The following is a 21,724-nucleotide window of genomic DNA, read 5'->3' as shown; positions in this document are numbered from 1 at the left end:
GAAACATGGACGGGTCAGGTCAGGGGCAATCGGCGTCAGGCGGAGGAAGGTCGGCTTCCGTGCCGGTCACGTTCGATGGCACGGTCGGGCTGTTTTCTCCGGCTTCCGGCGCGCGCAGGCCCGTCGCCATCCTGCTGGCCAGCCCGTGGGGGCTGGAGGAAATGTGCGGCCGGAAGTTTTTCCGCATCATGGCCGAAGAACTCGCTGACAATGGGTTTGCCAGCCTGCGTTTTGATTATGCCGGTACGGGCGATTCCTTTGCCGACGATAGCGAAGTGTCCGGGTTCGATGTCTGGACAGACAATCTTGTCGCGGCAGTCGGACAGCTCAGGCAATTGTCCGGCTGCGAGCGGATCGTCATCGTGGCGCAGGGCATCGGAGCAGCCGTCGCGATGCAGGCGAATAAGCGGATCGACATGTGTGAAACGGTCGCCTTTCTGGCTCCGGTCGTGTCGGGGCGTGCCTATCTGCGGGAAATGCAGGCCATGGCGCGGATGACCGACGACAAGCTCGGCATCGCGGCTCAGGAGGTCGAAGGGGCTGCGATCACGCTGGCGGGGCTTTCCCTGTCCGGGCCGCTGGCTGCCGATCTCAAGCTGATCGACCTCATGAAGGTGGAGAAGCTCTCGTTCAGGCAGGCGCTGGTGCTGACGCGTGACGAGCGTCCGTCCGATGTCGCCTTTGCGACCCATCTTCACGATATAGGGCTTGATGTGGAACGGGCGCCCTTCGACGGTTATCACAGCCTCACCACCAACCCCACCATGGCGGAAGTGCCCCATACGGTCATTGCGAAACTTCTCGATTGGCTCGAAAACCTGTCTCCGACGCCTTTGACGATCGCCGATGCCCAGCCATCACATGCTGTTGCGCATGGTCTTTCCGGCTTTGTCGAACAGCCGTTGCGTTTCGGCGAGGACAACCGGCTTTACGGCATTTTATGCAGGCCAACATCGCATGTGCCGCTGCGCTCCGTGGCGGTTGTGTTTCTGTCCGCTGGTTATGACCGCATGGCCGGCTGGGGGCGATGCACCGCGAGGCTGGCGCGGGTTCTGGCCCAAGAGGGGATTGCGTCGCTCCGCTTCGATTGCGCCAATGTTGCCGACAGCCCGCCCCGGCATGGCCGGGATGGCCAGGTTCTCTACGATCCGGCTCAATTGGATGATGTGCATGCCGCGATCGACTTTCTGGAAAAACACCTGCCGGGCTGCGCATTCCTGATCACGGGCCGTTGCAGCGGCGCCTATCTCGCACTCCAGTCGGCCTGGCGGCACGAGCGTGTCGCCGGCGTGGTTGCCGTCAATCCAGTTGTCTACGAATGGCCCGCGGGCCGCTCCGTGGCGGAAGCGCTCGCAAACCCGGTGCAATCGATGGATCATTATGTCGAAAATGTCTGGCGTGTCGCCACGTTCAGAAAATTGCTGCGTGGCGAGATAAAAATCGCTGACAAACTTCGACAGATGTCGGTGGCGCTGGGCAGACGCATGCTGCGGCCTTTCGTCTGGCTGGCCGGCGGCATCACGGCGCGCGAGCGGGCCGTCTCAACCGGTTTCCGTCAGTTGGCACGACGCAAGGTGCCCGTTCGTCTGCTTTACAGCGCCGGCGATGTCGGTCTGGAGGAGTTCGGGCACTTTTTCGGCGCTGAGGGACAGAGGCTCAGATCTTTTCAAGGGATGGCCCATGCGGTGATCGCCGGTGCCGACCATAATTTTACCCCGGCTCATGCCCGTCAAGCCTATCTGACGGCATTGACCGATGCCGCCGCGCTGCTGGAACCGCGCGACGGCGATATGTCACGATAATCGATCCCTCACGTCAGGCGGCGTTTCGCTCCCATCGCGCAAACGGATCGGCAAGATCACGCCAGCGTTCGGGCTGAAAACTCGGGCTGTCGATCAGGCATGCATCCAGTTCGGCCCGAATGACCGCTTCATTCATCGGGTCGGCTCCGATGAAAACGATCTCCTGCCGACGGTCACCCCAGATCGGATCGAGATAGGGTTTCATCATCGCCAGAAAGCCAGGATCCTGCGGCCATTGCTGTTTCGGCACCGATGACCACCACATTCCCATCTTCTGCGTCCGCACCAAAGCGCCGGCCTGGCTCATTTCACCGACGTGATGCGGGCGCGTTGCCAGCCAGAAAAAACCTTTTGCCCGCACCACGCCCGGCCAGGAGCGATCGATGAAAGCCTTGAAACGCGTGGGGTCGAACGGTTTTTTCGCACGGTAGACGAAGCTGCGAATGCCGTATTCCTCGGTTTCGGGTATGTGGTCGGCAAAACCGTGCAGTTCCTTGAACCACAGCGGATGGGTTTCCGCCTTGGCGAAATCGAAACGGCCGGTGCCGAGGATCTGCTTGAGATCCACCTCGCCGAAATCGGTCTCGATCAGCTGCGCATCGGGGTTAAGCGCCACGATGATCTTTCGTGCCGCATCGCGTTCTGACGGCGAGGCCATGCCGACCTTGTTGAGCACGATGACATCGGCAAATTCGATCTGTTCGACGAGCAGATCGACAAGTGTCCTGTCATCGCCTTCACCGGCCGTTTCGCCCCGGTCCGACAGGAAATCGGCGGAGCCGTAGTCCTTCAGCAGGTTGGCAGCGTCGACCACCGTCACCATCGTATCGAGACGAGCGACATCGGACAGACTTTGACCATTTTCGTCCCTGAAGTCGAAGGTCGCGGCCACCGGCAAGGGTTCGGCGATGCCGGTGGATTCGATCAGCAGATAATCGAAACGCCCCTGTTCGGCGAGAGCCCGCACCTCTTTCAGGAGGTCGTCTCGCAACGTGCAACAGATGCAGCCATTGGTCATCTCGACCAGCTGTTCCTGCGTTCGGGACAGGTTCGCGCCACCATCACGCACCAGCGCGGCATCGATGTTCACCTCGCTCATGTCGTTGACGATAAGCGCAACCCGCAGGCCGTCGCGGTTGGTGAGGATGTGGTTGAGTAATGTGGTCTTGCCGGCGCCGAGAAAGCCGGACAACACGGTAACGGGCAGCTTTGTAGTCATGGAATGCACCAGAGGTCGATAATGATAAAATGTTATAACATTACATTTCCGGTGTGTGTCAAGCCATTCCCGGCAAGCAGCAGATTGGTCTGCCTGCCGATTGCAATCGCGGAGGCGGGAAAAATCAGTTCAGCTGGGTGGCGCCGGGCATGATGCTGGTATGGTCGCCGGTGAGATAGAAATAGCCGAAAGCGGCGAGGAAGGCTGCAACGGCACCGGCGATGATCAGCACCTTTCTCATCCATGGCGGCGTCTGGCGCGGCGGTTTCGGCGTTTCTTTTTTGCGGAACTTGATGACGTTATCGTTCATGGTTTTGCGCTGCTTGGGTGCCCGGTTTGATCAATCATCTCTTTAAACCAGCGGAGGCGGTGATGCCATCGGGATCGCACTGATTCGACATGGAAATGATATGAGGCAATGCAGCCTGCGAGCTTTGCCTGCAGTAGAAGCTTTTTGAGGAAGGGGAGCCTCTTGCGGTACCGGCGACCTGCGTTTTTTTGAGTTGCCATCTGGCAATTCAGGTCTTGTTAGCGCGCCTTGCTCCTGTTGTGATCCTTATCAAGCCATTGATAGTAATCGATTTTTCAGAATGCCTGTGCTCCGTAGAGGCATTCGATGATTCGGAGCTGACGAAAACTTCCAGCCTTTTTGGAGGAGCGGATATGGCTCGCCAAATGATCCCGTGTCTAAGCGTGGGATTGGTCACCTGCGGCAATATGGCCTGGAATTATTCGACCGAAAAAGAGAGATTGGCTGGGGAACCTGGATTCGAACCAAGATTAACGGAGTCAGAGTCCGTCGTTCTACCGTTGAACTATTCCCCAGCAGGGAAGCCAGCGTGTCGCCGGTTCGTCGGTGTGCGGCGCTTATAACCAAAGTTTTTCAGATTGCAAATAGCCTTTTCAAAAAACTTTCATCTGATTTTTCATCTCTGTGGATGATTGCGGCGTGCCTTGCTTCGGCCATCACCATGTGTCGCCAAAAAGGCGTTGGCGAATGGGCGCGTCGCTGTTATCCTTAGGTCAACGAAACACCAGATGCCTGCGGCAGTCCCATTTCACGGGGTTCTTGCGCGGCGAGACGGAAAAGATCAGTGATGGACCCCGACAGCGGCAACCAGCCGCCAGATGGCGGGGCGTCGACGGCAGGGCGCAGCGGCAAGAACCGCAGGCGCCGCAAGGCAAAGCAGAACGGCAAGCCCCGTTCCGCGGCCCTACCTGCGCGTGGTGGCGAAGCCGGCATGACCGGCGAAGCCAGACGCCCTGAAACGAATGATGACGGCATGCCTGTGCGCAAGCGCAAGCGGCGTCGTTCGCGTGGCGGTGCGGCCTCTCAAGCGGCGCATGGCAACCATTCCCCGAAAAACGAACAGGGGGACGTGTCTTCCCGCAGCCCGAATCATGGTGGCGATCACGCTGCCCATGGTGTCGGGCATGCTCCGGCAGGGCAGGCGGGTGAAGGCCGTGGTTCGGGTTCCGGCCAGAATCAGGCCCAGAATCCATCACAGAAGCAGGGACAAGGTGCGGCCAAGGGCCGCAATCGCCGCCGCAGCAAGAATCGCAGTGCCCGCAATCCGCAGGTGCGCCCGTTGGCGCCTGCCGGCAAGCAGGCCGACAAGTCGGCAGACAGGCAGCCGCAGCGCAAGGGGGATGCCCGCGAAACAGTGGCCGCAATGCCAGACATGGCGCGCGAGGCAAAGTTGCGCCATGGCCAGCATCCGGCTTTCGAGCCACGTTCGCCCAGACATGACAGGGGGCACGATAAAGGCGGTGCGGATCGTGCACGTGAAAATCACGGCCAGCATGAGGATCTTTATGCGGCACTCGATCTCGGCACCAACAATTGCCGCCTGCTGATCGCCCAGCCGACCCGTCCCGGTCATTTTCGCGTGGTCGATGCGTTTTCGCGCATCGTGCGTCTGGGCGAGGGGCTTGGTGCCACCGGCCGCTTGTCGGATGATGCGATGGACCGCGCCGTCGATGCCTTGCGTGTCTGCGCCTCCAAACTCGCCAACCGGCCGATCAAGCGCATGCGGCTGATTGCGACGGAAGCCTGCCGCGCCGCCGAAAACGGCGAGCTGTTTTTGTCCCGCGTGACGGCAGAGACGGGCCTGGAGCTGGAAATCATCGATCGCGAAACCGAAGCACGGCTGGCCGTCTCCGGCTGCTCGTCTTTGGTCGGGCGTGAGGCGCGTTCCGTCGTGCTGTTCGATATCGGCGGTGGTTCGTCGGAAATTGCCGTCATCCGCATCGGCGATCAGCGCTCCTCGCGCCTTGCCAGCCATATTACCGACTGGACCTCGTTGCCGGTCGGTGTCGTCACGCTTTCGGAGCGTCATGGCGGCCGCGATGTCACGCCCGACGTGTTTTCGGCGATGGTCACCGAAGTCGAGGGAATGCTGCAAAAATTCCAGTGCCCGCCGATCGACATGAACTATGTCGGTGCGGGTCCGGAGGATTTTTACCTGATCGGCACGTCCGGCACCGTTACCACGCTTGCTGGCGTGCATCTCGATCTGCCGCGTTATGATCGCCGCCGGGTTGATGGCGTGTGGTTGTCGAACAGCGAAGTCGATGCCATGCAGCACAAGCTTTTGTCCTGGGATTTTGCCGGCCGTGCCGCAAACCCCTGCATCGGGCCGGACCGCGCCGATCTGGTTCTGGCCGGCTGCGCCATTCTCGAAGCCATCCGCCGCCGCTGGCCGAGCACCCGTATGCGGGTTGCCGATCGCGGCCTGCGCGAGGGCATTCTGACCGAAATGATGGCCGATGACGGGGTCTGGCGCAGGCACCGCGTTCGCAAGGACGGGGGCCGGGATGGCGACACCGGCACAAAGCCCGCCCGTCACGGACAGCAGGCACCGCAATCTTCAGGAGCAAGGCGATGACGAAACCGCCCATCGGCCGCAAGCTCGGTCAAAAGGTCAAGAGCGGCAAGCTGAAGGCGTCGTCGCGCCGCTGGCTTGAGCGCCATATCAACGATCCTTACGTGCAGCGTGCAAAGCTGGAAGGGTATCGCGCCCGCGCGGCTTTCAAGCTGCTCGAGATCGATGAGAAACACCAGATCCTGAAGGGCGCGCGCCGTATCATCGATCTGGGCGCCGCACCGGGCAGCTGGTCGCAGATCGCCGCCAAGGTGACGAACTCGACCGATGAGGATGTCCGCGTTGCCGCCATCGATTTTCTCGAAATGGCACCGCTGCCGGGTGTCAAAATCCTGCAGCTGGACTTTCTCGATGACGATGCACCGCGCCAGCTGATCGAGGCGATCGGCGGCACGCCGGATCTCGTCGTTTCCGACATGGCGGCGCCGACCACCGGTCACCACCGCACCGACCATCTACGCACCATGCATCTATGCGAGGTCGCGGCCTATTTTGCCATTGAGGTGCTCGGGCCGGGCGGTCATTTTCTGGCCAAGACGTTTCAGGGCGGGACCGAAAAAGAACTGCTGGATATGCTGAAAAGGCATTTCAAACAGGTCATCCACGTAAAACCCGGAGCGTCGCGTCAGGAGTCGGTGGAAATGTTCCTTCTCGCCAAGGGGTTCAAGGGCCGCCAGGCCGATGTTTCCGATCCGCGTGATGAGTCCGCCGAATACGTGGACGAGCGGGAAGGCTGGAGCGAAGACCACGGCCGGTGATCGTTTTTCCGTGAGGTTGCCGGAGCGAAAAGCTATTCGCCCGGCGCCGGTTTTGCCCGCAATTCCGCACCATGCCCCGACGCGACCGCACCGGCATATTTGTCGAGCGGCAGAAGCGGGATGATCGCCAGCAGCGACATGATGGACACTGCGTAGAAGGCGAGATGAAAGTCCGCCAGTTGCAGATGCGTGCCTGATATCGCCGATGCTGCTTCCAGAATGGATGCGGCAAAGGCCACGCCGAGCGCCAAACTCACCTGTTGCAGAACGGAGGACATCGAGGTTGCCTGGCTTGCCTGCGAATCCTCGATTTCGGAATAGCTCAGCGCATTGGCGCCGGTGAAGAAGAACGAACGCGCCAGCCCTGAGATGAACAGGAAAAGGATGATCGCCATATGCGGCGTCTGTGGCGTGAAAAATCCGTTGACGACAGTGGTACACGCGCCCACCACGCCGGCGCAGATCAGCGTCGTCTTGAAGCCGATCGCGCGATAAACCCGCTTGGCGATAAATTTAACCGTCAGCGCGCCGCCCGCACCGGCAAAGGTGATCAGGCCTGACTGAAACGGGTTCAGCCCGAAGGCGAGCTGCAGCATCAGCGGCATCAGGAACGGGATGGCGCCGGTCGAGATGCGAAAGATCGTGCCGCCGGTTGTTGCTGCCCGGAAGGCGGAATTTTCGAAAATTCGCAGGTTGAGGATCGGGAATGGATGCCGGCGGGCGTGGAAGACATATGCGATTGCGCAGGCAATGCCGATCAGCGTGGCGCTGATGCCTACGGCCGGTGGCAGCGCCGGCAGGCCGATGACGGACAGGCCGAATACCACGCCGGCGGCCGCAAAGGCGGTGAGCAGAAAACCGAGAAAATCGATGCGCGGTGATTCGCGTTTTTCGATCTCGGGCAGGTAGATGCCGGTCATGATCAGCCCCAGAATGCCGACCGGGATGTTGATGATGAAGATCCAGTGCCAGGAAAAATAGGTGGTGATAAAGCCGCCGATTGGTGGGCCGGTAAGCGGGCCGACAAGGGCAGGAATGGTCAACAGCGCCATGGCGGAGACGAGATCGCTGCGTTTGGTGGTTCGAAGCAGAACCAGACGCCCGACTGGCGTCATCATCGCGCCGCCCATGCCCTGCAGAAAACGCGCCATTACGAATTCGATCAGGTTGGAAGAGATGGCACAGAAGATCGAGCCGATCATGAAAACGAAGATGGCAGAGCGAAACACCTTTTTCGCCCCGAACTTATCGGCCATCCAGCCGCTGATCGGAATGAACACCGCAAGTGCCACCATGTAGGAGGTCAGGGCCAGTTTCAGCGTGATCGGCCCGACACCGAGATCCGCTGCGATCGTCGGCAAAGCGGTGGCGATGACGGTGGAATCCATCTGCTCCATGAAAAGAGCGACGGCAAGAATGAGGGGCACTGCGCGGTTCATCGGGGACGCTTCACGACTGGATGCTGCATGCGGGTGCATCGACCCGAATGCCGGATCCGGTTTTCGGAAAGTACGATGCGTAACTTCAAGAGTAAGGCCGGAAAAGTCTGTAGTCCTGAATTGATGACATGCCAATCATGTTCGGCTAACTTTTGTCATTTCGCATCACGTCTGCGTGACGCCCGCTTGCTCGTCACATCGTGCTTCTATCTTTTACTGCGGGACGGTCCTGCCTTCGCTTGGCCGGTGGAAAAACGATGGAGATCATCATGACGCGCTTTACGATCGATCGCAGGACGATGCTGGGAACAGCCGGTCTCGGTGTGCTTGCCGCGCCGGCCATTCTGTCGGGTCAGGCTTTCGCGCAGACCGCGCAAGCCGGCGCCGAAGCCAACAAGGGATTACCCATGGATCATGCCATGCCGCCGGAAGTGAACCGCTTCAAACTGGGCGATTTCGAAGTTCTCGCCATCCGCGACGGTTTTGGTGCCGTGCCGAAGCCGAACGAAACCTTCGGCACCGACCAGGCGCCGGATGCGGTCGCGGCGCTGCTGGAAAAGAACTTTCTGCCCGCCGACCAGTTTGTCAACAGCTATGCGCCTGTCGCCATCAACACCGGCAGCGACCTTGTGTTGTTCGATACCGGTTTCGGTGAGGGCGGTCGCGCCAAGGGCAATGGTCGTCTGATCGAAGGCCTTGCCGCTGCCGGTTACAAGCGTGAGGATGTCACCATCGTCGTGCTGACGCACATGCATGGCGACCATATCGGTGGCCTGATGGAAAAGGGCGCGCCGGCCTTCCCGAATGCCCGTTATGTCGCCGGTCAGGTCGAATATGATTTCTGGACCGATACCGCCCGCGTCGGCACGCCGGCGGAAAATGGCCACAAGGGCGTGCTCGCCAATGTCAAACCGCTTGCCGAAAAGATGACCTTCATCGGCGATGGCGCCGATGTCGCTTCCGGCATCACCAGCATGGCCGCTTTCGGCCACTCGCCGGGCCATATGGTGTTTAACGTCGAATCCGCCGGCAAACGTCTGGTGCTGACCGCCGATACCGCCAACCATTATGTGCTGTCGCTGCAAAAGCCCGACTGGCAGGTTCGTTTCGACATGGACAAGGCCAAGGCCGCGGAAAGCCGCCGAAAGGTTTTCGACATGATCGCCGCCGATAAGGTGGCCTTCCTCGGTTATCACATGCCGTTCCCGGCCGTGGGTTATGCCGAAAAATTCGAGGACGGTTATCGCTTCGTGCCGAAGAGCTATCAGTTCGAGATCTAGTAGCGTAATTTCGCTCAGGCACGAGCTATGCAATCCCGGTGGGTCTACCCTCCGGGATTTTTCTGTTTCCATCCTGTCATGAACGTGTTACCAGCCCTCGCCAACTTCCATGTATTTCATGCAGAAGAAGCCGGACAGGGATTTTCCCTTTTTCGGAGGATTCTGCCTATCCAACTGAAGGAATTGGCAATGGCACGCATCGTAATCTCGGCAACCGGAGCGGAAGCGCTTACCTTCGACGACGTGCTGCTGCAGCCGGGGCACTCGGAGGTCATGCCGGGCCAGACCAACATCGCCACCCGCATCGCCAGGGATATCGATCTGTCGCTGCCGATCCTGTCGTCGGCCATGGACACGGTCACCGAAAGCCGTCTGGCCATTGCCATGGCGCAGTCGGGCGGCATGGGCGTCATCCACCGCAACCTCACCCCGATCGAACAGGCCGAAGAGGTCCGTCAGGTCAAGAAATTCGAAAGCGGCATGGTCGTCAATCCGGTCACGATCGGCCCCGACGCCACGCTGGCCGATGCCCACGCGCTGATGAAGGCACACGGCATTTCCGGCATTCCGGTCGTTGAAAACGGCGGCCGTCCGGGCCGTCTGGTCGGTATCCTCACCAACCGTGATGTCCGTTTCGCCTCCGACCCGACCCAGAAAATCTTCGAACTGATGACGCGCGATAACCTGATCACCGTCAAGGACGGCGTCGATCAGGCCGAAGCCAAGCGCCTGCTGCACACCAACCGCATCGAAAAGCTGCTGGTTGTCGACAATGAAGGTCGCTGCGTTGGTCTCATCACCGTCAAGGACATCGAAAAGTCGCAGCTCAACCCGAACGCCGCCAAGGATGCGCAGGGCCGTCTCCGCGTTGCCGCTGCCATCTCCACCGGTGATGATGGTGTCGAGCGCGCCGAGCGCCTGATCGATGCCGGCGTCGATGTCATCGTCGTTGATACCGCACACGGTCACAGCCAGAAGGTTCTGGATGCCGTTGCCCACGTCAAGAAGATGTCGAACGCCATTCGCATCATCGCCGGTAACGTCGCCACATCGGAAGGCACCAAGGCGCTGATCGATGCCGGCGCGGATTGCATCAAGGTCGGTATCGGTCCGGGTTCGATCTGCACCACCCGTATTGTCGCCGGCGTCGGCGTGCCGCAGCTTGCAGCCGTCATGGCGGCCGTCGAGGAAGGCAACAAGCACGGCATTCCGGTCATCGCCGATGGCGGCCTGAAGTTTTCGGGTGATGTCGCCAAGGCCATCGCTGCCGGCGCATCCGCCGTCATGATCGGTTCGCTGCTGGCCGGCACCGATGAAAGCCCGGGCGAGGTCTATCTCTATCAGGGCCGTTCGTTCAAAGCCTATCGCGGCATGGGTTCCGTCGGCGCCATGGCGCGCGGCTCGGCAGACCGTTATTTCCAGGCGGAAGTGCGCGACACGCTGAAGCTGGTTCCGGAAGGCATCGAAGGCCAGGTTCCCTACAAGGGCCCGGTTTCGGCCGTACTGCATCAGCTCGCCGGTGGCCTGAAGGCTGCCATGGGTTATGTCGGCGGCAAGGACATCAAGGACTTTCAGGAAAAGGCGACGTTTGTGCGCATTTCCGGCGCCGGTCTTCGCGAAAGCCATCCGCATGGCGTGACGATCACCCGCGAAAGCCCGAACTATCCGGGCGTCAGCTCGTAATTCGACACGGAACTCTCCACCGATTTCGGGCGGGCCGGGCATTTTGCCCGGCCCGTTTTCGTGTCAGAAGGTTGGCCAAAAGCTGGAGGCCCAAGCCGATGACATCAGACCTGTTGCTGACCGACACCACCGCCATGTTCTGGCCGATGATCGCGCATGCGTTCCTCGTGTTCATTCTCTATTACATGCTGTCCAAGCGCCGCGGGGCCGCTATCCGCGATGGCGGATACGATGCGCGAAAATTCAAGGAAAACCTGTCCGAGCCGGCAGAAAGCCTGCTGGTGCACAACAACTTGAAGAACCAGTTCGAATTGCCGATGCTGTTTCACGCTGGCGTGCTGGCGATCTTCATCTCCAATGCCGATAACATCATCACGATAGCGCTCGCCTGGATTTTCGTGTTGTCGCGTTACGCGCATTCCTATGTTCACATCACCAGCAATCGCCTGCTTTTGCGCCGTCCGCTGTTCATGGTCGGTTTTCTCGCGACCGTGCTGATGTGGGGCTGGCTGGCCATCTGGCTAGCAACGTCCTGAACGAACACGAGGATCAGGCCGCTCGAGTGTCGTGGGTCTCCTGCGGCCGGGCCAGATGGCAAAACAGCGCGCCTGCCCCGAGAAGGACGGCGGTGCCGATGAAGACGGCCGGCATGCCGATATGCCCGCCGACAAAACCGCCCGAAACCGGGCCTGCGACCTGACCCACATATTGCGACGAGATGGACAGGCCGAGAATGGCGCCGGTGCTGCTGTCGGGCACGTTGTGGCGGATGACGGCGGTGATGCAGGGAAGAAGCCCGCCCAGAGCCAGCCCCATCAGGAACCGCAGGGCAATCAGCTGCCAGCTTTCGGTGACAAAGGCCTGCGGGATCAAGAGCACGGCGGCGACCGCCAGCGTACCGGTGATGACCTGCCAGTAACCGATCCTGTCCGCCAGCTTTCCCAATCTTGAAGCGGAGAGCACGCTGCCGAGTGCTGCCGCCGACATGACGAAACCGGCGGTGATCGTCACATGCGCCTGATCGGCCACCAGCTGCGCCACATAAACGGTGATGATCGGTTCGATCGACATGTTGGCGAACATCAGAAGCATGCCGGTAAACAGCATGGCGACAACTGGCCCCTTGTGCGGCAGCGAACGCAATCCGCCACCGCTTTTGGCCGCCTGTTTGCGCGCCGGTGATTTTTCCTCGCGGATCAGGAAGAGCGTTGCGAGGAAGGCAAAAAAGATGGCGCCACCGGCACACAAAAACGTGGCGCGGATACCGATCAGCTGCGGCAAAACTCCGCCGATCAGCGGACCGACCAGATTGCCGGCCATGATGCCTGCCGACAGTGTGCCAAGCGCCCATGCGGATCGATCTTTTGGGGTCTGCGCCGCCACCAGCACCATCGAGCCGGAAGCATAACCACCGGCCAGCCCGACAACGAGCCTCAGTGCCACCAACTGCCACACCGTCGTCGCCATGCCCATCAGCGAAATGGCTATGGTCATGCCGATGGCGGCGCGCACCAGCATCAGCTTGCGCCCATAAAGATCGCCGAGCCGGCCCCAGAGCGGCGCGACGATCGCTGCGGCAAAAAAGGTGGCGCCATAGGCAATGCCGGACCACTGCACGATGGCCGCATGATCGGTGAGCCCCAGTTCCTCGACATAAAGCGGCAGGAAGGGAAGCAGCAGCGTCATCGCCACGATGGTGGTGAACGAGCCGACGAGGCAGACGAACAGGTTGCGTTTCCAGTGGATGGAACCGGGGGAGGCGTCTGTCATGGGAGGCTCGTTAGATGTGGCATGGGCTTTGATTTTAGGGATGAGGCAACAGCACGCCAAGCCGGAATGGGGCGAGGCGGTACGGCTTGCTTCTTCTCCCCGCATGCGGGGAGAAGGTCCGGAGCGATAGCGAGGGGATGAGGGGCAGCCACAGACACCGAGTTGGAAATTTGTCCCTCATCCGCCTGCCGGCACCTTCTCCCCGTAAAAACGGGGAGAAGGGAGCAGGCCTCACCCTCTCAGCCCGCAAGCCACGATCGCCGTCGCCAGTGCCTCCATATCCTTCGTCCGTCCACTCGATCGTCGCCAGATCAACCCGATCTGCCGCGATGGCGCCGGTTCGGCAAAGGGCACGATGCGCAAGTCGTTGCGCGCCGCCTCGGTGGCGATCGCCATTTCCGGGATCAGCGTCATGCCCATGTCATGCGACACCATCTGCAACAATGTGGTCATCGAGGTGGCGCCGAAATTCACGAGGCTGCGTTTTCCGGCCGTGCCGCACACGGCAAGCGCCTGATCGCGCAGGCAGTGGCCTTCCTCCAGCAAAAGCAGCCGTTCGGCATCGACCTGCGTCTCCGTCAGGGGAGAGGTCAGCACATCGCTGTCGTTATTTGCCATGGCCATGAAAAAACGGTCGGCAAACAGCGGTTGGCTTTCCAGCCCGTCTCCATCGATCGGCAGTGCCGCTATCACCGCGTCGATGCGCCCTTCGGTGAGATCGGCAATCAGCCGGTCGGTCACCGCTTCGCGCAATTCGATCTCGACCTCAGGATAGGTTTTGCGCAGATGCGGCACCAGCGCCGGCACCAGATAGGGCGCGACGGTCGGGATGATGCCGATCCGGGTCAGCCCCTGCAACACGCCGCCGCCATCGCGTGAAAATTCTTCCAGCCCTGCTACATCCTCGAGAATACGGCGCACCCGCTGCAGCACAGCCTCACCCTTGGGCGTTAGCAACACGCCGGAGCGATGACGCTCCACGAGAAGCACACCGAGATGATCCTCCATCTCCATGATCTGGGCAGATAGCGCCGGCTGGCTGACATTCACCATCGCCGCCGCCTTGCCGAAATGGCGCGCCGCCGCCAGCGCTTCAAAGTAGCGCATCTGGCGCAATGTCAGCATGATAGACTTTTCCGATTGCCGTGTGTTGTGGGGTGTAGCGAAAGCTATCGGATGTCGGTGTGGGCGGCAATTGCAGATTTGAGCGAATGTAAGTCCTATAAACGATCTGTCTCGGCCTGCCGCTCATGTCGAATGAGCATTACCTCTACCAGATTGCCACTGGCCCGAATGGTCAGGATAAGTGGACGCATGACAACGCGGCGGGTGTCCGGGATCGATCCGCGCTGCGCTATATTCGGGAAATCGGTAAGTTTCTCGCGAAGGCTTTCGAAGCGCAAAGCAAGCTTCTCCGCTGCTGCCGGGTTCTGCTCTATGAGTTCGGAAATATAGCGAAGCCAATAGCTTCGAGCACGCCGCGACAGTTTGACGTGCCGCTTTGCCATGGATCAACCCGCTCGCTTTGCACGCTGCGCTGCAGCCGCTTCGATGACGGCGCGAGTCTCGGCCAGAACGTCATCAAGATCGAAGGAAGCGCCTGCATCCAGCTCGGCCATTCCCGCCGCTTCATCGAGAATGACCGCACCTTCTTGCTCGGCATAATATTCAAGCGCCCGGCGCATCACCGTTGCGCGATCCTCCTGCAGAGCTATGGCCACCTGATCGAAAACCTCGATCAGCTCTTCCGGCAAGTCCAGTTCTATCTGCAGTTTTTTGGTCGCCACGGGAACGTTCCTTTGCCGTTACACGGTCACGGTGCGCCTGTGGCCGCGGCAAGTCAATCGGTGCCTCACCAGCCCGGCATCACCTGCGCCATTCGTGGCCGCACCAGCCGTGTCACCGTCTTCATGTCGCCGTCGACATCGTCGGAAACAGGCGCGGGCGAAATGTTGTCGAGGCAGGCGGTGATATGGTCGGTGATCGCGTGGAGCAGCGAAGGCGACAGGCCGGGGCGTTTCATAAGGCCGATCTGCACCGGCGGCAGCGGTGGAAAACCGTCGGCTGCCGTCAGCACTTTCATGCCGGTGCGCAGTGCCGATTCCGGCAGAACGGAGACGGCAAGGCCGGTCAGCACGGCGGCGGCAACGACGGTCGCCGACCAGCTGGTGAACAGGACCTGATAATCGCGGCCATCGGCATCGAGCGCCGAACAGGCCAGCTGCCGCCACAGGCAATCCCGCCGGCCGACGGCGAGCGGCACCGGCGCATCGTCCTTCAGCGGATGATTGGCGGAACCGACCCAGCAGAGCGGTTCGGTGCGCACCACGTCGGAGACCCGCAGGCGCGGATTGTGGGTGACGAGCGCGATATCCAGCTCTCCGCGCGCCATCTTTTCGGCAAGGCTCGGCGACGGTTCGCAGACGATATAAAGCTCGACATTCGGATGTGTTTTGGCAAAACGACCGATGATTTCCGGCATGTAACGGTCGGCATAATCGTCCGGTGTGCCGATGCGCAGCGTGCCTTCCAGCCGGTTGTCGTCGAAGGCGGCCATGGCTTCGTTGCTGAGGCGGATGATGCGGCGGGCATAATTCAGCAGCTTGTCGCCCTCTGCGGTCAGCTTGTTGCCGCGCCCGTCCTTCATGAACAGCTGCTTGCCGACCCGTTCCTCCAGCCGGCGCATCTGCATGGAAACAGCCGATTGCGTCTTGAATACCCGGTCGGCCGCCTTGGTAAAGCTGCCGGTGTCGACGATGGCGACAAAGGTATGCAGCTGATCGATATCGAGAGGAGCGGACATGGGGCATGATCCATCAGGTTGACTGATGGTAACCATTAGAAACATTCGTTGGACTGATCAATAGCGATCTCGCATAACGAAACTCAATTCCAGAGCAACAACGCTTCGAAAAAGCGAAGTTCCCCTGACCGCTGGCTGATCGTTTTCAAGGTCGGAGCGGTCTTTCCCGTGCCTGAAGAGAGGACAAGGCCATGAGCACGCATGAACGGATGACAGAACTCGGACTGGTCAGCGCAAGCAGCAACACCACGTTTTTTGCCCGTCTCAATGCACGATTTGCCGGCCTGTGGCGTGCCCTGAAAAATCGCGTGGCGCTCAATCCGCTGCTCGATCTCGATGAGCAGCAGTTGGGCGATCTCGGCCTGACACGTTCGGATGTCGAGCGGGCGCTCACTCATTCCGGCATGCTGGACGATCCCTATCGCCTGCTTTCGGCGGCAAGGCAGCGTGGTCGCCGCGCCTATATGCTCTCGCTGGAGAGATAACCGGTTTTTCCCCGCAGGGTCATGCCAATAGCCCTGCCTCTTGCCCGGCCCGGTCCGCCCGCGCCGGGCTTTTTCTTGGCTCAGCGTTTCCCGGCAGGGCCGAGATAGCGGTCAAAAATCGCTTCCATGCCCTTCTGGTAGCTCTTGTGTGCTTCCAGCCCGCTGTCGAACATGCTGTTGAGCGCATCCACCAGCGGGTTTGCCGGCGCAGCGGAGGGCTCGCTGGTTTTGCCGAAACCGCCGCTCATCATCTCCTGAAAGCTTTTGGCAAACAGATTGTCGGCGAAGGGGTCAAAGGCGGATGGCTGCGGCTTTTCGGGTTTTTCCAGCCCCCACATGGCGCGCATCGCCCTGGCATAGGGGTTGTCGAAAGGGGATGGGATGGCGTCATTGGCGGTTTTCGATGCCGCCGTGCCAAACCCCATCAGCTTCATCCAGTGCTGGCTGATCGCCGCCATCGGGTAGATTTCGGTATCGCCCAATTGCCCGGTCGCCTGCTTGAACAGGCCGCCCATCATCGTTCCGGCCATGGCCGGCATCATCCGCTTGAATATGTCCTGGCCTATGCCGGTCAACTGCTCGGCCTGTGCGGCAATGGCGCGGGAAACCTCCTTTGAGCCAAACAGGCGTTCCAGCACGATCGTGCCGTCCGTCTTGCCCTGATCGGTAAAGGCCTTTCCGACATTGTCGAAATATTTTCCGTAAGCGCCGGAAAACATCGCCGCCATTAACGGACCAAGGTCGTAAGGATTGGCGGTCGTGCGTTTGAGGCCGGAGGAGAAGGCGGGCATCAAGGCCTCGATTGCCTGTTCCGCCTGATCTTGCGCCAGCCCGAACTGTTTGGCCAGCGCCTCGGTGACTGTGCCGCCATGGGCTTTCAGCATCATCTCGAACAACGGCAGCATTTTTTAGCCTTCCCGAAACAAAACACCCGCAGCTTCGCGATCATTTCACGGCAGGCTGGGGAGTTTCCAAAGATTACATCGGGAAAGACTTTGCGCGAAACTTGGTTCCTGAATCGCGCAAAAGCTGTTGCAAGATTTAGTACTGATACTGTTCGAAAACAGGGTCGATGCTGTTCAGCCAGCTGCCGTTGTAAAGCGTCAGCAGTTCCTGCGCCAATGTCGACTTGTTCTTGAGGATGCTGTCCAGCGGCGCCAGATAGATGCTTTCATCGGCGCCCTCGGCATTCCTGTAATCGCGGGCTTTCAGGCCAGCTGAAGAAATGTCGAGAATATCGCGGGCGACATCGAACAGCGGCATGCCACGCAGTTCGGCCGAAAGACCGACCGTTGGCACGGCGTCACGCATCGACTGTACCTCTTCAAAGGTCCAGTTGGCGGTCATCGCCTCGGCAGCGTCAAAGGCGACATCGTCATAAAGCAGGCCGACCCAGAAAGCCGGCAGTGCAGAGATATGCGACAGCGGACCACCATCGGCACCGCGCATTTCGAGGTAACGCTTCAGGCGCACGTCGGGAAAAAGCGTGGAGAGGTGGTTGGTCCAGTCGCCGAGCGTCGGTTCCCACTCTTCGATCTTGCCCTTCAGCGCGCCGTCCATGAACTGGCGGAAGGTAATCTCGGTACAGTCGCGGTACCGACCGTCGCGAACGATGAAATACATCGGCACGTCGAGCGCCCATTCAACATATTGGTCGAAACCGAAACCCGGCTCGAAGGCGGCGCGCAGCAGGCCGGCGCGCGCATTGTCGGTATCGCCCCAGATATTGCCGCGCCAGGAGAGAAAGCCGTTGGGCCGGTTTTCGGTAAACGGCGAGGCGGCAAACAATGCGGTTGCCAGCGGCTGCAGCTTCATCGACAGCGACATTTTTCGCGCCATGTCGAGCTCGGAAGAAAAGTCGAGGTTAACCTGGATCGTGCAGGTGCGGTACATCATGTCGAGACCGCGCGTGCCAACCTTCGGCATGTAGCGGGTCATGATGTCGTAACGCGATTTTGGCATGCGCGGTGTTTCGGCAAGAGACCACTTTGGGCTGCCGCCGATGCCAAGGAAGCGGATGCCCATCGGATCCGCCACTCCCTTCAGCATCGCCAGATGGTGTTCGGTCTCGGCCTGCGTTTCATGCAGCGTTTTCAACGGTGCGCCGGAAAGCTCGAACTGGCCGCCGGGCTCGATCGAGATCGCGCCCATGCCGTCCTTTTCGCCAAGGCCGATAATGTTGCCGGCATCGATGATCGGTTCCCAGCCGAGCTTTTCCTGCATGCCCTTCAAAAGCGCGGAAATGCTGGCCTCGCCCTCGTAGGGAACGGGCTCAAGATTGGCGGTGAAAAAGCCGAATTTTTCATGTTCCGTGCCAAGGCGGAATTTATCCTTGGGCTTGGCACCGCCAGCCAGATAGGCCGACAGTTCGGACACCGAAGTGAGGGGCGTATGATCGGTGGTGTCACGTGCCATTTAAAGTACCTTTTGGAGTGCCGTTTTGTCTGACGAACGTCCGGCTGCTTGAACCGCTTTCATGTGCGGTGCAAGTGAATTTGTTTCAACAAGCCTTCAGAAAATCAGGCAGTTGTGTGTCAAATCTGCCGCTGTGGCTTTACTGCCAATCGCCGATGGCCGCCTGAATGACGGTGAGAGCCGCCACTGCCGCCGTATCCGCCCTCAATATCCGGGGGCCGAGCGGGATGGCGGTGACGAACGGAAGACCTCGTAAACGCTGCCTTTCCTCCTCGGAAAACCCGCCTTCCGGGCCAACCAGCAGCGCCAGTTTCTTTTCCGTGATGGCGGAAAGGATCGGTAGCGGGTTCTGCCCCTCGTCGCCTTCGTCGCAAAAAATGATGCGACGATCCGCAGGCCATGTTTCGAGAAGATCGCCGAGTTTTTTAGGCGGCATTACTTCAGGGATCGACAATATGCCGCACTGCTCCGCCGCCTCGATGACATTGGCTGACAAGCGATCCATGCTGTTGATCTTGCCCTGCACATGCTGGGTCATCACCGGCTGCAGCAGGCCGGCGCCCATTTCCACCGCTTTCTGCACCAGATAATCCAGTCGCCCGGTTTTGAGCGGCGCAAACAGATAGTGCAGGTCGGAGGCTTGCGGTTGCGGCCGCGTCTGCTCCACAGGTTCCAGCAGCAGCTTCTTGCGGCTGGGGAAGGTGAGGCGGGCGCGCCATTCGCCGTCGCGGCCGTTGAAGATCAGCACTTCCGCATCGGCGGTCATGCGCAGCACATTGACGAGATAGTTGAACTGTTCCGAGCCCGCTTCGATCGGGGTGTCGAGGGCAATATCGGCGTCAACAAAAAGCCGCTGCATCCGGAAATTGGCGCGCATGATCTACAAATCCCGTTTTGGCGATCACAAAAAGATCGCGAACATGATCAGGCTCATAACGACCGAAAGGGCGGCAGCGCAAGGAAGAGTGATCATCCAGGCGGCAATGATACTGAGAAAATGCGAGCGACGCACCAGATAGCGGTGGCGGAATTCGTAATCGTTGCGCTCGAACGGCTCCACCGTATCGAGTTCCTCACCTGCACGCACCCGAACATATTCGAAACGGCGGCGGGAGTGGCGGGTGTACCATTCGCGGAAGAAGCCGACGCCGAAAACGGCGCCCACGGCAATATGGGTGGACGATACAGGCAGGCCCACCCATGAAGCGGTGATCACCGTCATCGCAGTCGACAGCGATACACAATAGGCACGCATCGGGTTGAGCTTGGTGATCTCGGAACCGACGAGTTTGACCAGTTTCGGGCCGTAAAGAAGCAGGCCGAGCGAAATGCCGAGGCCGCCGATGACAAGCGCCCATGTCGGCACCTGCACATGGCCGATGGCTCCATGCTGCGAGGCCGATACGATCGCTGCCAGCGGTCCGATGGCGTTCGACACGTCATTGGCGCCGTGTGCGAAGGACATCAGCGCGGCGGCAAAGACCAGCGGGATGCGGAAAAGCTTGCGAAGCGACTGGTTGCGGTTTTCCAGCCCTTCCGCCTGTCTGGCAATGATCGGCACCAGCAGCCGCCAGGAGATGACGCCGGTGACGCCGGCGATGATCGTTGCCGTCAGCGTCGAAACCTCGATCAACTGTCCCAGCCCGACCAGTGAAAGATAACCGGAAAAGGCCCCGGTCATGATGCCGATCAGCACCGGCACCCAGCGTTTCGCCCCGGCGATCTTGTCGGTGCGATAGATGATGGTTTCCTTGATGAAATACAGGAAACCGGCCGCAAACACCGCGCCCAGGAGCGGCGAAACCATCCAGCTGGCGGTAATGCGGCCGACAGTGCCCCAATCCACGGCGGAAAGTCCTGCGGCGGCTATGCCCGAACCCATGACGCTGCCGACGATGGAATGGGTCGTGGAAATCGGCCAGCCAAGCCATGTGGCGAGGTTGATGAAGATCGCGGCCGAAAGCAGCGCCGCCATCATCGCCCAGATCATCACGTCCGGCCCGGTGATCACGCCCTCGCGCATGATGCCGTTGGCGATCGTATCGGCCACATGGCCACCGCCGATGACCGCGCCGGCGATCTCGAACACGGCGGCCAGCGCAAGACCGAAGGCCATGGTCATGGCACGCGCGCCGACCGCTGCGCCGATGTTGTTGGTCACGTCATTGGCGCCGATATTCATCGCCATATAGGCGGCGATCGCGGCGGCGCAGACCACCAGCACGACATCGGCCCGTCCGGTGGCGACACTGCCGACAAAAACGGCGATCAGGATCAGAAAGAGCAGTGCCGCCCCATGGATCGCGACACCGCGTCCGAGATAGCGGGAGGCTTCCTCGATATGCGATATCTTTTCGAGATCCTTGTCCAGCGTCGGCTTGGCCAGACGCGGTCTGTTGGCGGGCATTCCGGTCTATCCTGATGGTGGCGCAAAGCTGCAGGCCTTTCGGCGGATCAATGCCGAACGCGTGCGATGCCGGCAACGTTCCATGCTTGCCTTGTGCGGGGAATGTGACGGAAGAAGAAAGGGCTCAGACACTGGCGGTCTTGGTGGAAATCCGCGCCGAACCGTGTTCGGTCACGGGCGAGGCAAAGGTCCCTCCCGCGCTGGAATACATCCGTCCGCCGAATTGCATGAACAGGATCTTCAGTTCCGGTTCGTTGACGCGCGTTGCGGCTTCCTCGCAACTGACCCATTCGTAACGCCGGCTACCCTTTTCAGGAAAGCTCTTCAGCATGTCCTCGACCTCGAGTGCATGCACCTGCACCAGCACCGGCACTTTCACGCCGTTGGACAGTGTCTTGCGATAATGGAAGTGGCCAAGAGGCTCCTTGAAAACTTTGCCTTTGACGCCGGCCTCTTCATAGGCCTCACGTTCGGCAACAGCGTGCGCCTTCTTGCCTTCCATCGGCCAGCCCTTGGGGATAACCCAGCGGCCGGTATCACGGCTGGTCATCACCAGCACTTCCAGTTGACCCGCCTGCTTTTTACGAACGCGATAGCACAATGCGCCGTATTGCTGCCGCGGTGGTCGCTGCAGCATCAGACGAACATTGGTGGTGACACGATCGATAAAGCCCAATTTCTGCGAATCTCCTAGATTATCTGATTCTAATATATGTTTCTGCTGTCACAATCGAGAGTATATCTCCTTCAGGTAAAGGAGAATCACCCTCGGTCGCGT

20 protein-coding genes and 1 tRNA gene are annotated in these 21,724 nt (G+C 60.2%); 7 read left to right on the top strand and 14 right to left on the bottom strand.

Going from position 1 to position 21,724, the window contains the following annotated elements; genetic code table 11:
* Positions 1-5: 5 nt before the first annotated feature.
* Complete coding sequence (locus J2T09_RS00700; protein WP_306829996.1) at positions 6-1,802, top strand: serine aminopeptidase domain-containing protein; 1,797 nt, start codon at positions 6-8, stop codon at positions 1,800-1,802.
* Positions 1,803-1,815: 13 nt separating this feature from the next.
* Here J2T09_RS00700 and zigA read toward each other — a convergent pair whose 3' ends face one another.
* The 3 genes from zigA to J2T09_RS00685 all read right to left on the bottom strand — a co-directional run bounded on the left by zigA (position 1,816) and on the right by J2T09_RS00685 (position 3,846).
* Positions 1,816-3,021, bottom strand: coding sequence for a zinc metallochaperone GTPase ZigA (gene zigA, locus J2T09_RS00695; protein WP_306829994.1), 1,206 nt, complete (start codon positions 3,019-3,021; stop codon positions 1,816-1,818).
* A 124-nt stretch (positions 3,022-3,145) separates the two neighbouring features.
* Positions 3,146-3,331: a hypothetical protein gene (locus J2T09_RS00690; RefSeq protein WP_306829992.1), complete on the bottom strand. Its 186-nt coding sequence runs from the start codon at positions 3,329-3,331 to the stop codon at positions 3,146-3,148.
* 441 nt (positions 3,332-3,772) lie between these two features.
* Positions 3,773-3,846, bottom strand: a tRNA-Gln gene (locus J2T09_RS00685).
* A 458-nt stretch (positions 3,847-4,304) separates the two neighbouring features.
* Here J2T09_RS00685 and J2T09_RS00680 point away from each other — a divergent pair.
* Positions 4,305-5,909 carry a Ppx/GppA phosphatase family protein gene (locus J2T09_RS00680; protein WP_373458354.1) on the top strand — a complete coding sequence of 535 codons (1,605 nt, stop codon included), beginning with the start codon at positions 4,305-4,307 and terminating at the stop codon, positions 5,907-5,909.
* Positions 5,906-6,664 carry an RlmE family RNA methyltransferase gene (locus J2T09_RS00675; protein ID WP_306829987.1) on the top strand — a complete coding sequence of 253 codons (759 nt, stop codon included), beginning with the start codon at positions 5,906-5,908 and terminating at the stop codon, positions 6,662-6,664. The genes J2T09_RS00680 and J2T09_RS00675 overlap by 4 nt, the downstream gene beginning before the upstream one ends.
* Positions 6,665-6,696: 32 nt before the next feature.
* Here the strand turns inward: J2T09_RS00675 and J2T09_RS00670 are convergent, their stop codons facing one another.
* Positions 6,697-8,103: a DHA2 family efflux MFS transporter permease subunit gene (locus J2T09_RS00670; protein ID WP_306829985.1), complete on the bottom strand. Its 1,407-nt coding sequence runs from the start codon at positions 8,101-8,103 to the stop codon at positions 6,697-6,699.
* 269 nt (positions 8,104-8,372) lie between these two features.
* Between J2T09_RS00670 and J2T09_RS00665 the strand changes: the two genes are divergently transcribed.
* The 3 genes from J2T09_RS00665 to J2T09_RS00655 all read left to right on the top strand — a co-directional run bounded on the left by J2T09_RS00665 (position 8,373) and on the right by J2T09_RS00655 (position 11,602).
* The gene (locus J2T09_RS00665) at positions 8,373-9,383 is read left to right on the top strand and encodes an MBL fold metallo-hydrolase (protein ID WP_306829983.1); all 1,011 of its coding nucleotides are present in this window, start codon (positions 8,373-8,375) and stop codon (positions 9,381-9,383) included.
* Between the two features lie 189 nt (positions 9,384-9,572).
* Positions 9,573-11,066 carry an IMP dehydrogenase gene (gene guaB / locus J2T09_RS00660; RefSeq protein ID WP_306829981.1) on the top strand — a complete coding sequence of 498 codons (1,494 nt, stop codon included), beginning with the start codon at positions 9,573-9,575 and terminating at the stop codon, positions 11,064-11,066.
* A gap of 98 nt (positions 11,067-11,164) precedes the next feature.
* Complete coding sequence (locus J2T09_RS00655; RefSeq protein WP_306829979.1) at positions 11,165-11,602, top strand: MAPEG family protein; 438 nt, start codon at positions 11,165-11,167, stop codon at positions 11,600-11,602.
* 13 nt (positions 11,603-11,615) lie between these two features.
* Here J2T09_RS00655 and J2T09_RS00650 read toward each other — a convergent pair whose 3' ends face one another.
* The 5 genes from J2T09_RS00650 to J2T09_RS00630 all read right to left on the bottom strand — a co-directional run bounded on the left by J2T09_RS00650 (position 11,616) and on the right by J2T09_RS00630 (position 15,639).
* The gene (locus J2T09_RS00650) at positions 11,616-12,836 is read right to left on the bottom strand and encodes an MFS transporter (protein ID WP_306829977.1); all 1,221 of its coding nucleotides are present in this window, start codon (positions 12,834-12,836) and stop codon (positions 11,616-11,618) included.
* Positions 12,837-13,067: 231 nt separating this feature from the next.
* The gene (locus J2T09_RS00645) at positions 13,068-13,961 is read right to left on the bottom strand and encodes a hydrogen peroxide-inducible genes activator (RefSeq protein WP_306829975.1); all 894 of its coding nucleotides are present in this window, start codon (positions 13,959-13,961) and stop codon (positions 13,068-13,070) included.
* Positions 13,962-14,056: 95 nt separating this feature from the next.
* Positions 14,057-14,344 (bottom strand): type II toxin-antitoxin system RelE/ParE family toxin, encoded by a 288-nt coding sequence (locus tag J2T09_RS00640; protein WP_306829972.1) that lies wholly within the window; start codon positions 14,342-14,344, stop codon positions 14,057-14,059.
* A 3-nt stretch (positions 14,345-14,347) separates the two neighbouring features.
* Positions 14,348-14,623 (bottom strand): ribbon-helix-helix protein, CopG family, encoded by a 276-nt coding sequence (locus J2T09_RS00635; protein ID WP_306829970.1) that lies wholly within the window; start codon positions 14,621-14,623, stop codon positions 14,348-14,350.
* A 65-nt stretch (positions 14,624-14,688) separates the two neighbouring features.
* Entirely contained in the window at positions 14,689-15,639 is a 951-nt protein-coding gene (locus tag J2T09_RS00630) for a LysR substrate-binding domain-containing protein (RefSeq protein WP_306829968.1), read from the bottom strand.
* 191 nt (positions 15,640-15,830) lie between these two features.
* Between J2T09_RS00630 and J2T09_RS00625 the strand changes: the two genes are divergently transcribed.
* Entirely contained in the window at positions 15,831-16,124 is a 294-nt protein-coding gene (locus tag J2T09_RS00625; protein WP_306829966.1) for a DUF1127 domain-containing protein, read from the top strand.
* A gap of 80 nt (positions 16,125-16,204) precedes the next feature.
* Here J2T09_RS00625 and J2T09_RS00620 read toward each other — a convergent pair whose 3' ends face one another.
* From J2T09_RS00620 to J2T09_RS00600, 5 genes are all read right to left on the bottom strand, one after another.
* On the bottom strand, positions 16,205-17,029 hold the full coding sequence (locus J2T09_RS00620) for a DUF937 domain-containing protein (RefSeq protein ID WP_306829964.1): 825 nt from the start codon (positions 17,027-17,029) through the stop codon (positions 16,205-16,207).
* A gap of 136 nt (positions 17,030-17,165) precedes the next feature.
* The gene (locus J2T09_RS00615) at positions 17,166-18,539 is read right to left on the bottom strand and encodes a glutamate--cysteine ligase (RefSeq protein WP_306829962.1); all 1,374 of its coding nucleotides are present in this window, start codon (positions 18,537-18,539) and stop codon (positions 17,166-17,168) included.
* Positions 18,540-18,678: 139 nt separating this feature from the next.
* Positions 18,679-19,416, bottom strand: coding sequence for a 16S rRNA (uracil(1498)-N(3))-methyltransferase (locus J2T09_RS00610; RefSeq protein ID WP_306829960.1), 738 nt, complete (start codon positions 19,414-19,416; stop codon positions 18,679-18,681).
* A gap of 24 nt (positions 19,417-19,440) precedes the next feature.
* A complete protein-coding gene (locus J2T09_RS00605; protein WP_306829957.1) occupies positions 19,441-20,946 on the bottom strand; it encodes an inorganic phosphate transporter in 1,506 nt (501 codons plus the stop codon).
* A 124-nt stretch (positions 20,947-21,070) separates the two neighbouring features.
* Positions 21,071-21,622, bottom strand: coding sequence for an NUDIX hydrolase (locus J2T09_RS00600; RefSeq protein ID WP_306829955.1), 552 nt, complete (start codon positions 21,620-21,622; stop codon positions 21,071-21,073).
* Positions 21,623-21,724: the final 102 nt, after the last annotated feature.

The organism is Neorhizobium huautlense (genome assembly GCF_030811685.1).
GTDB classification, from domain to species: domain Bacteria; phylum Pseudomonadota; class Alphaproteobacteria; order Rhizobiales; family Rhizobiaceae; genus Neorhizobium; species Neorhizobium huautlense_A.
The sequence above is the reverse complement of the archived record's forward strand: the minus strand, read 5'-3'. Positions and strand labels throughout refer to the sequence as shown.

Excerpts from the sequence above, each read along its gene's own strand:
- J2T09_RS00700 (WP_306829996.1), top strand. The coding sequence starts at position 6 with ATGGACGGGTCAGGTCAGGGGCAATCGGCGTCAGGCGGAGGAAGGTCG.
- zigA (WP_306829994.1), bottom strand. The coding sequence starts at position 3,021 with ATGACTACAAAGCTGCCCGTTACCGTGTTGTCCGGCTTTCTCGGCGCC.
- J2T09_RS00690 (WP_306829992.1), bottom strand. The coding sequence starts at position 3,331 with ATGAACGATAACGTCATCAAGTTCCGCAAAAAAGAAACGCCGAAACCG.
- J2T09_RS00680 (WP_373458354.1), top strand. The coding sequence starts at position 4,305 with ATGCCTGTGCGCAAGCGCAAGCGGCGTCGTTCGCGTGGCGGTGCGGCC.
- J2T09_RS00675 (WP_306829987.1), top strand. The coding sequence starts at position 5,906 with ATGACGAAACCGCCCATCGGCCGCAAGCTCGGTCAAAAGGTCAAGAGC.
- J2T09_RS00670 (WP_306829985.1), bottom strand. The coding sequence starts at position 8,103 with ATGAACCGCGCAGTGCCCCTCATTCTTGCCGTCGCTCTTTTCATGGAG.
- J2T09_RS00665 (WP_306829983.1), top strand. The coding sequence starts at position 8,373 with ATGACGCGCTTTACGATCGATCGCAGGACGATGCTGGGAACAGCCGGT.
- guaB (WP_306829981.1), top strand. The coding sequence starts at position 9,573 with ATGGCACGCATCGTAATCTCGGCAACCGGAGCGGAAGCGCTTACCTTC.
- J2T09_RS00655 (WP_306829979.1), top strand. The coding sequence starts at position 11,165 with ATGACATCAGACCTGTTGCTGACCGACACCACCGCCATGTTCTGGCCG.
- J2T09_RS00650 (WP_306829977.1), bottom strand. The coding sequence starts at position 12,836 with ATGACAGACGCCTCCCCCGGTTCCATCCACTGGAAACGCAACCTGTTC.
- J2T09_RS00645 (WP_306829975.1), bottom strand. The coding sequence starts at position 13,961 with ATGCTGACATTGCGCCAGATGCGCTACTTTGAAGCGCTGGCGGCGGCG.
- J2T09_RS00640 (WP_306829972.1), bottom strand. The coding sequence starts at position 14,344 with ATGGCAAAGCGGCACGTCAAACTGTCGCGGCGTGCTCGAAGCTATTGG.
- J2T09_RS00630 (WP_306829968.1), bottom strand. The coding sequence starts at position 15,639 with ATGTCCGCTCCTCTCGATATCGATCAGCTGCATACCTTTGTCGCCATC.
- J2T09_RS00625 (WP_306829966.1), top strand. The coding sequence starts at position 15,831 with ATGAGCACGCATGAACGGATGACAGAACTCGGACTGGTCAGCGCAAGC.
- J2T09_RS00620 (WP_306829964.1), bottom strand. The coding sequence starts at position 17,029 with ATGCTGCCGTTGTTCGAGATGATGCTGAAAGCCCATGGCGGCACAGTC.
- J2T09_RS00615 (WP_306829962.1), bottom strand. The coding sequence starts at position 18,539 with ATGGCACGTGACACCACCGATCATACGCCCCTCACTTCGGTGTCCGAA.
- J2T09_RS00610 (WP_306829960.1), bottom strand. The coding sequence starts at position 19,416 with ATGCGCGCCAATTTCCGGATGCAGCGGCTTTTTGTTGACGCCGATATT.
- J2T09_RS00605 (WP_306829957.1), bottom strand. The coding sequence starts at position 20,946 with ATGCCCGCCAACAGACCGCGTCTGGCCAAGCCGACGCTGGACAAGGAT.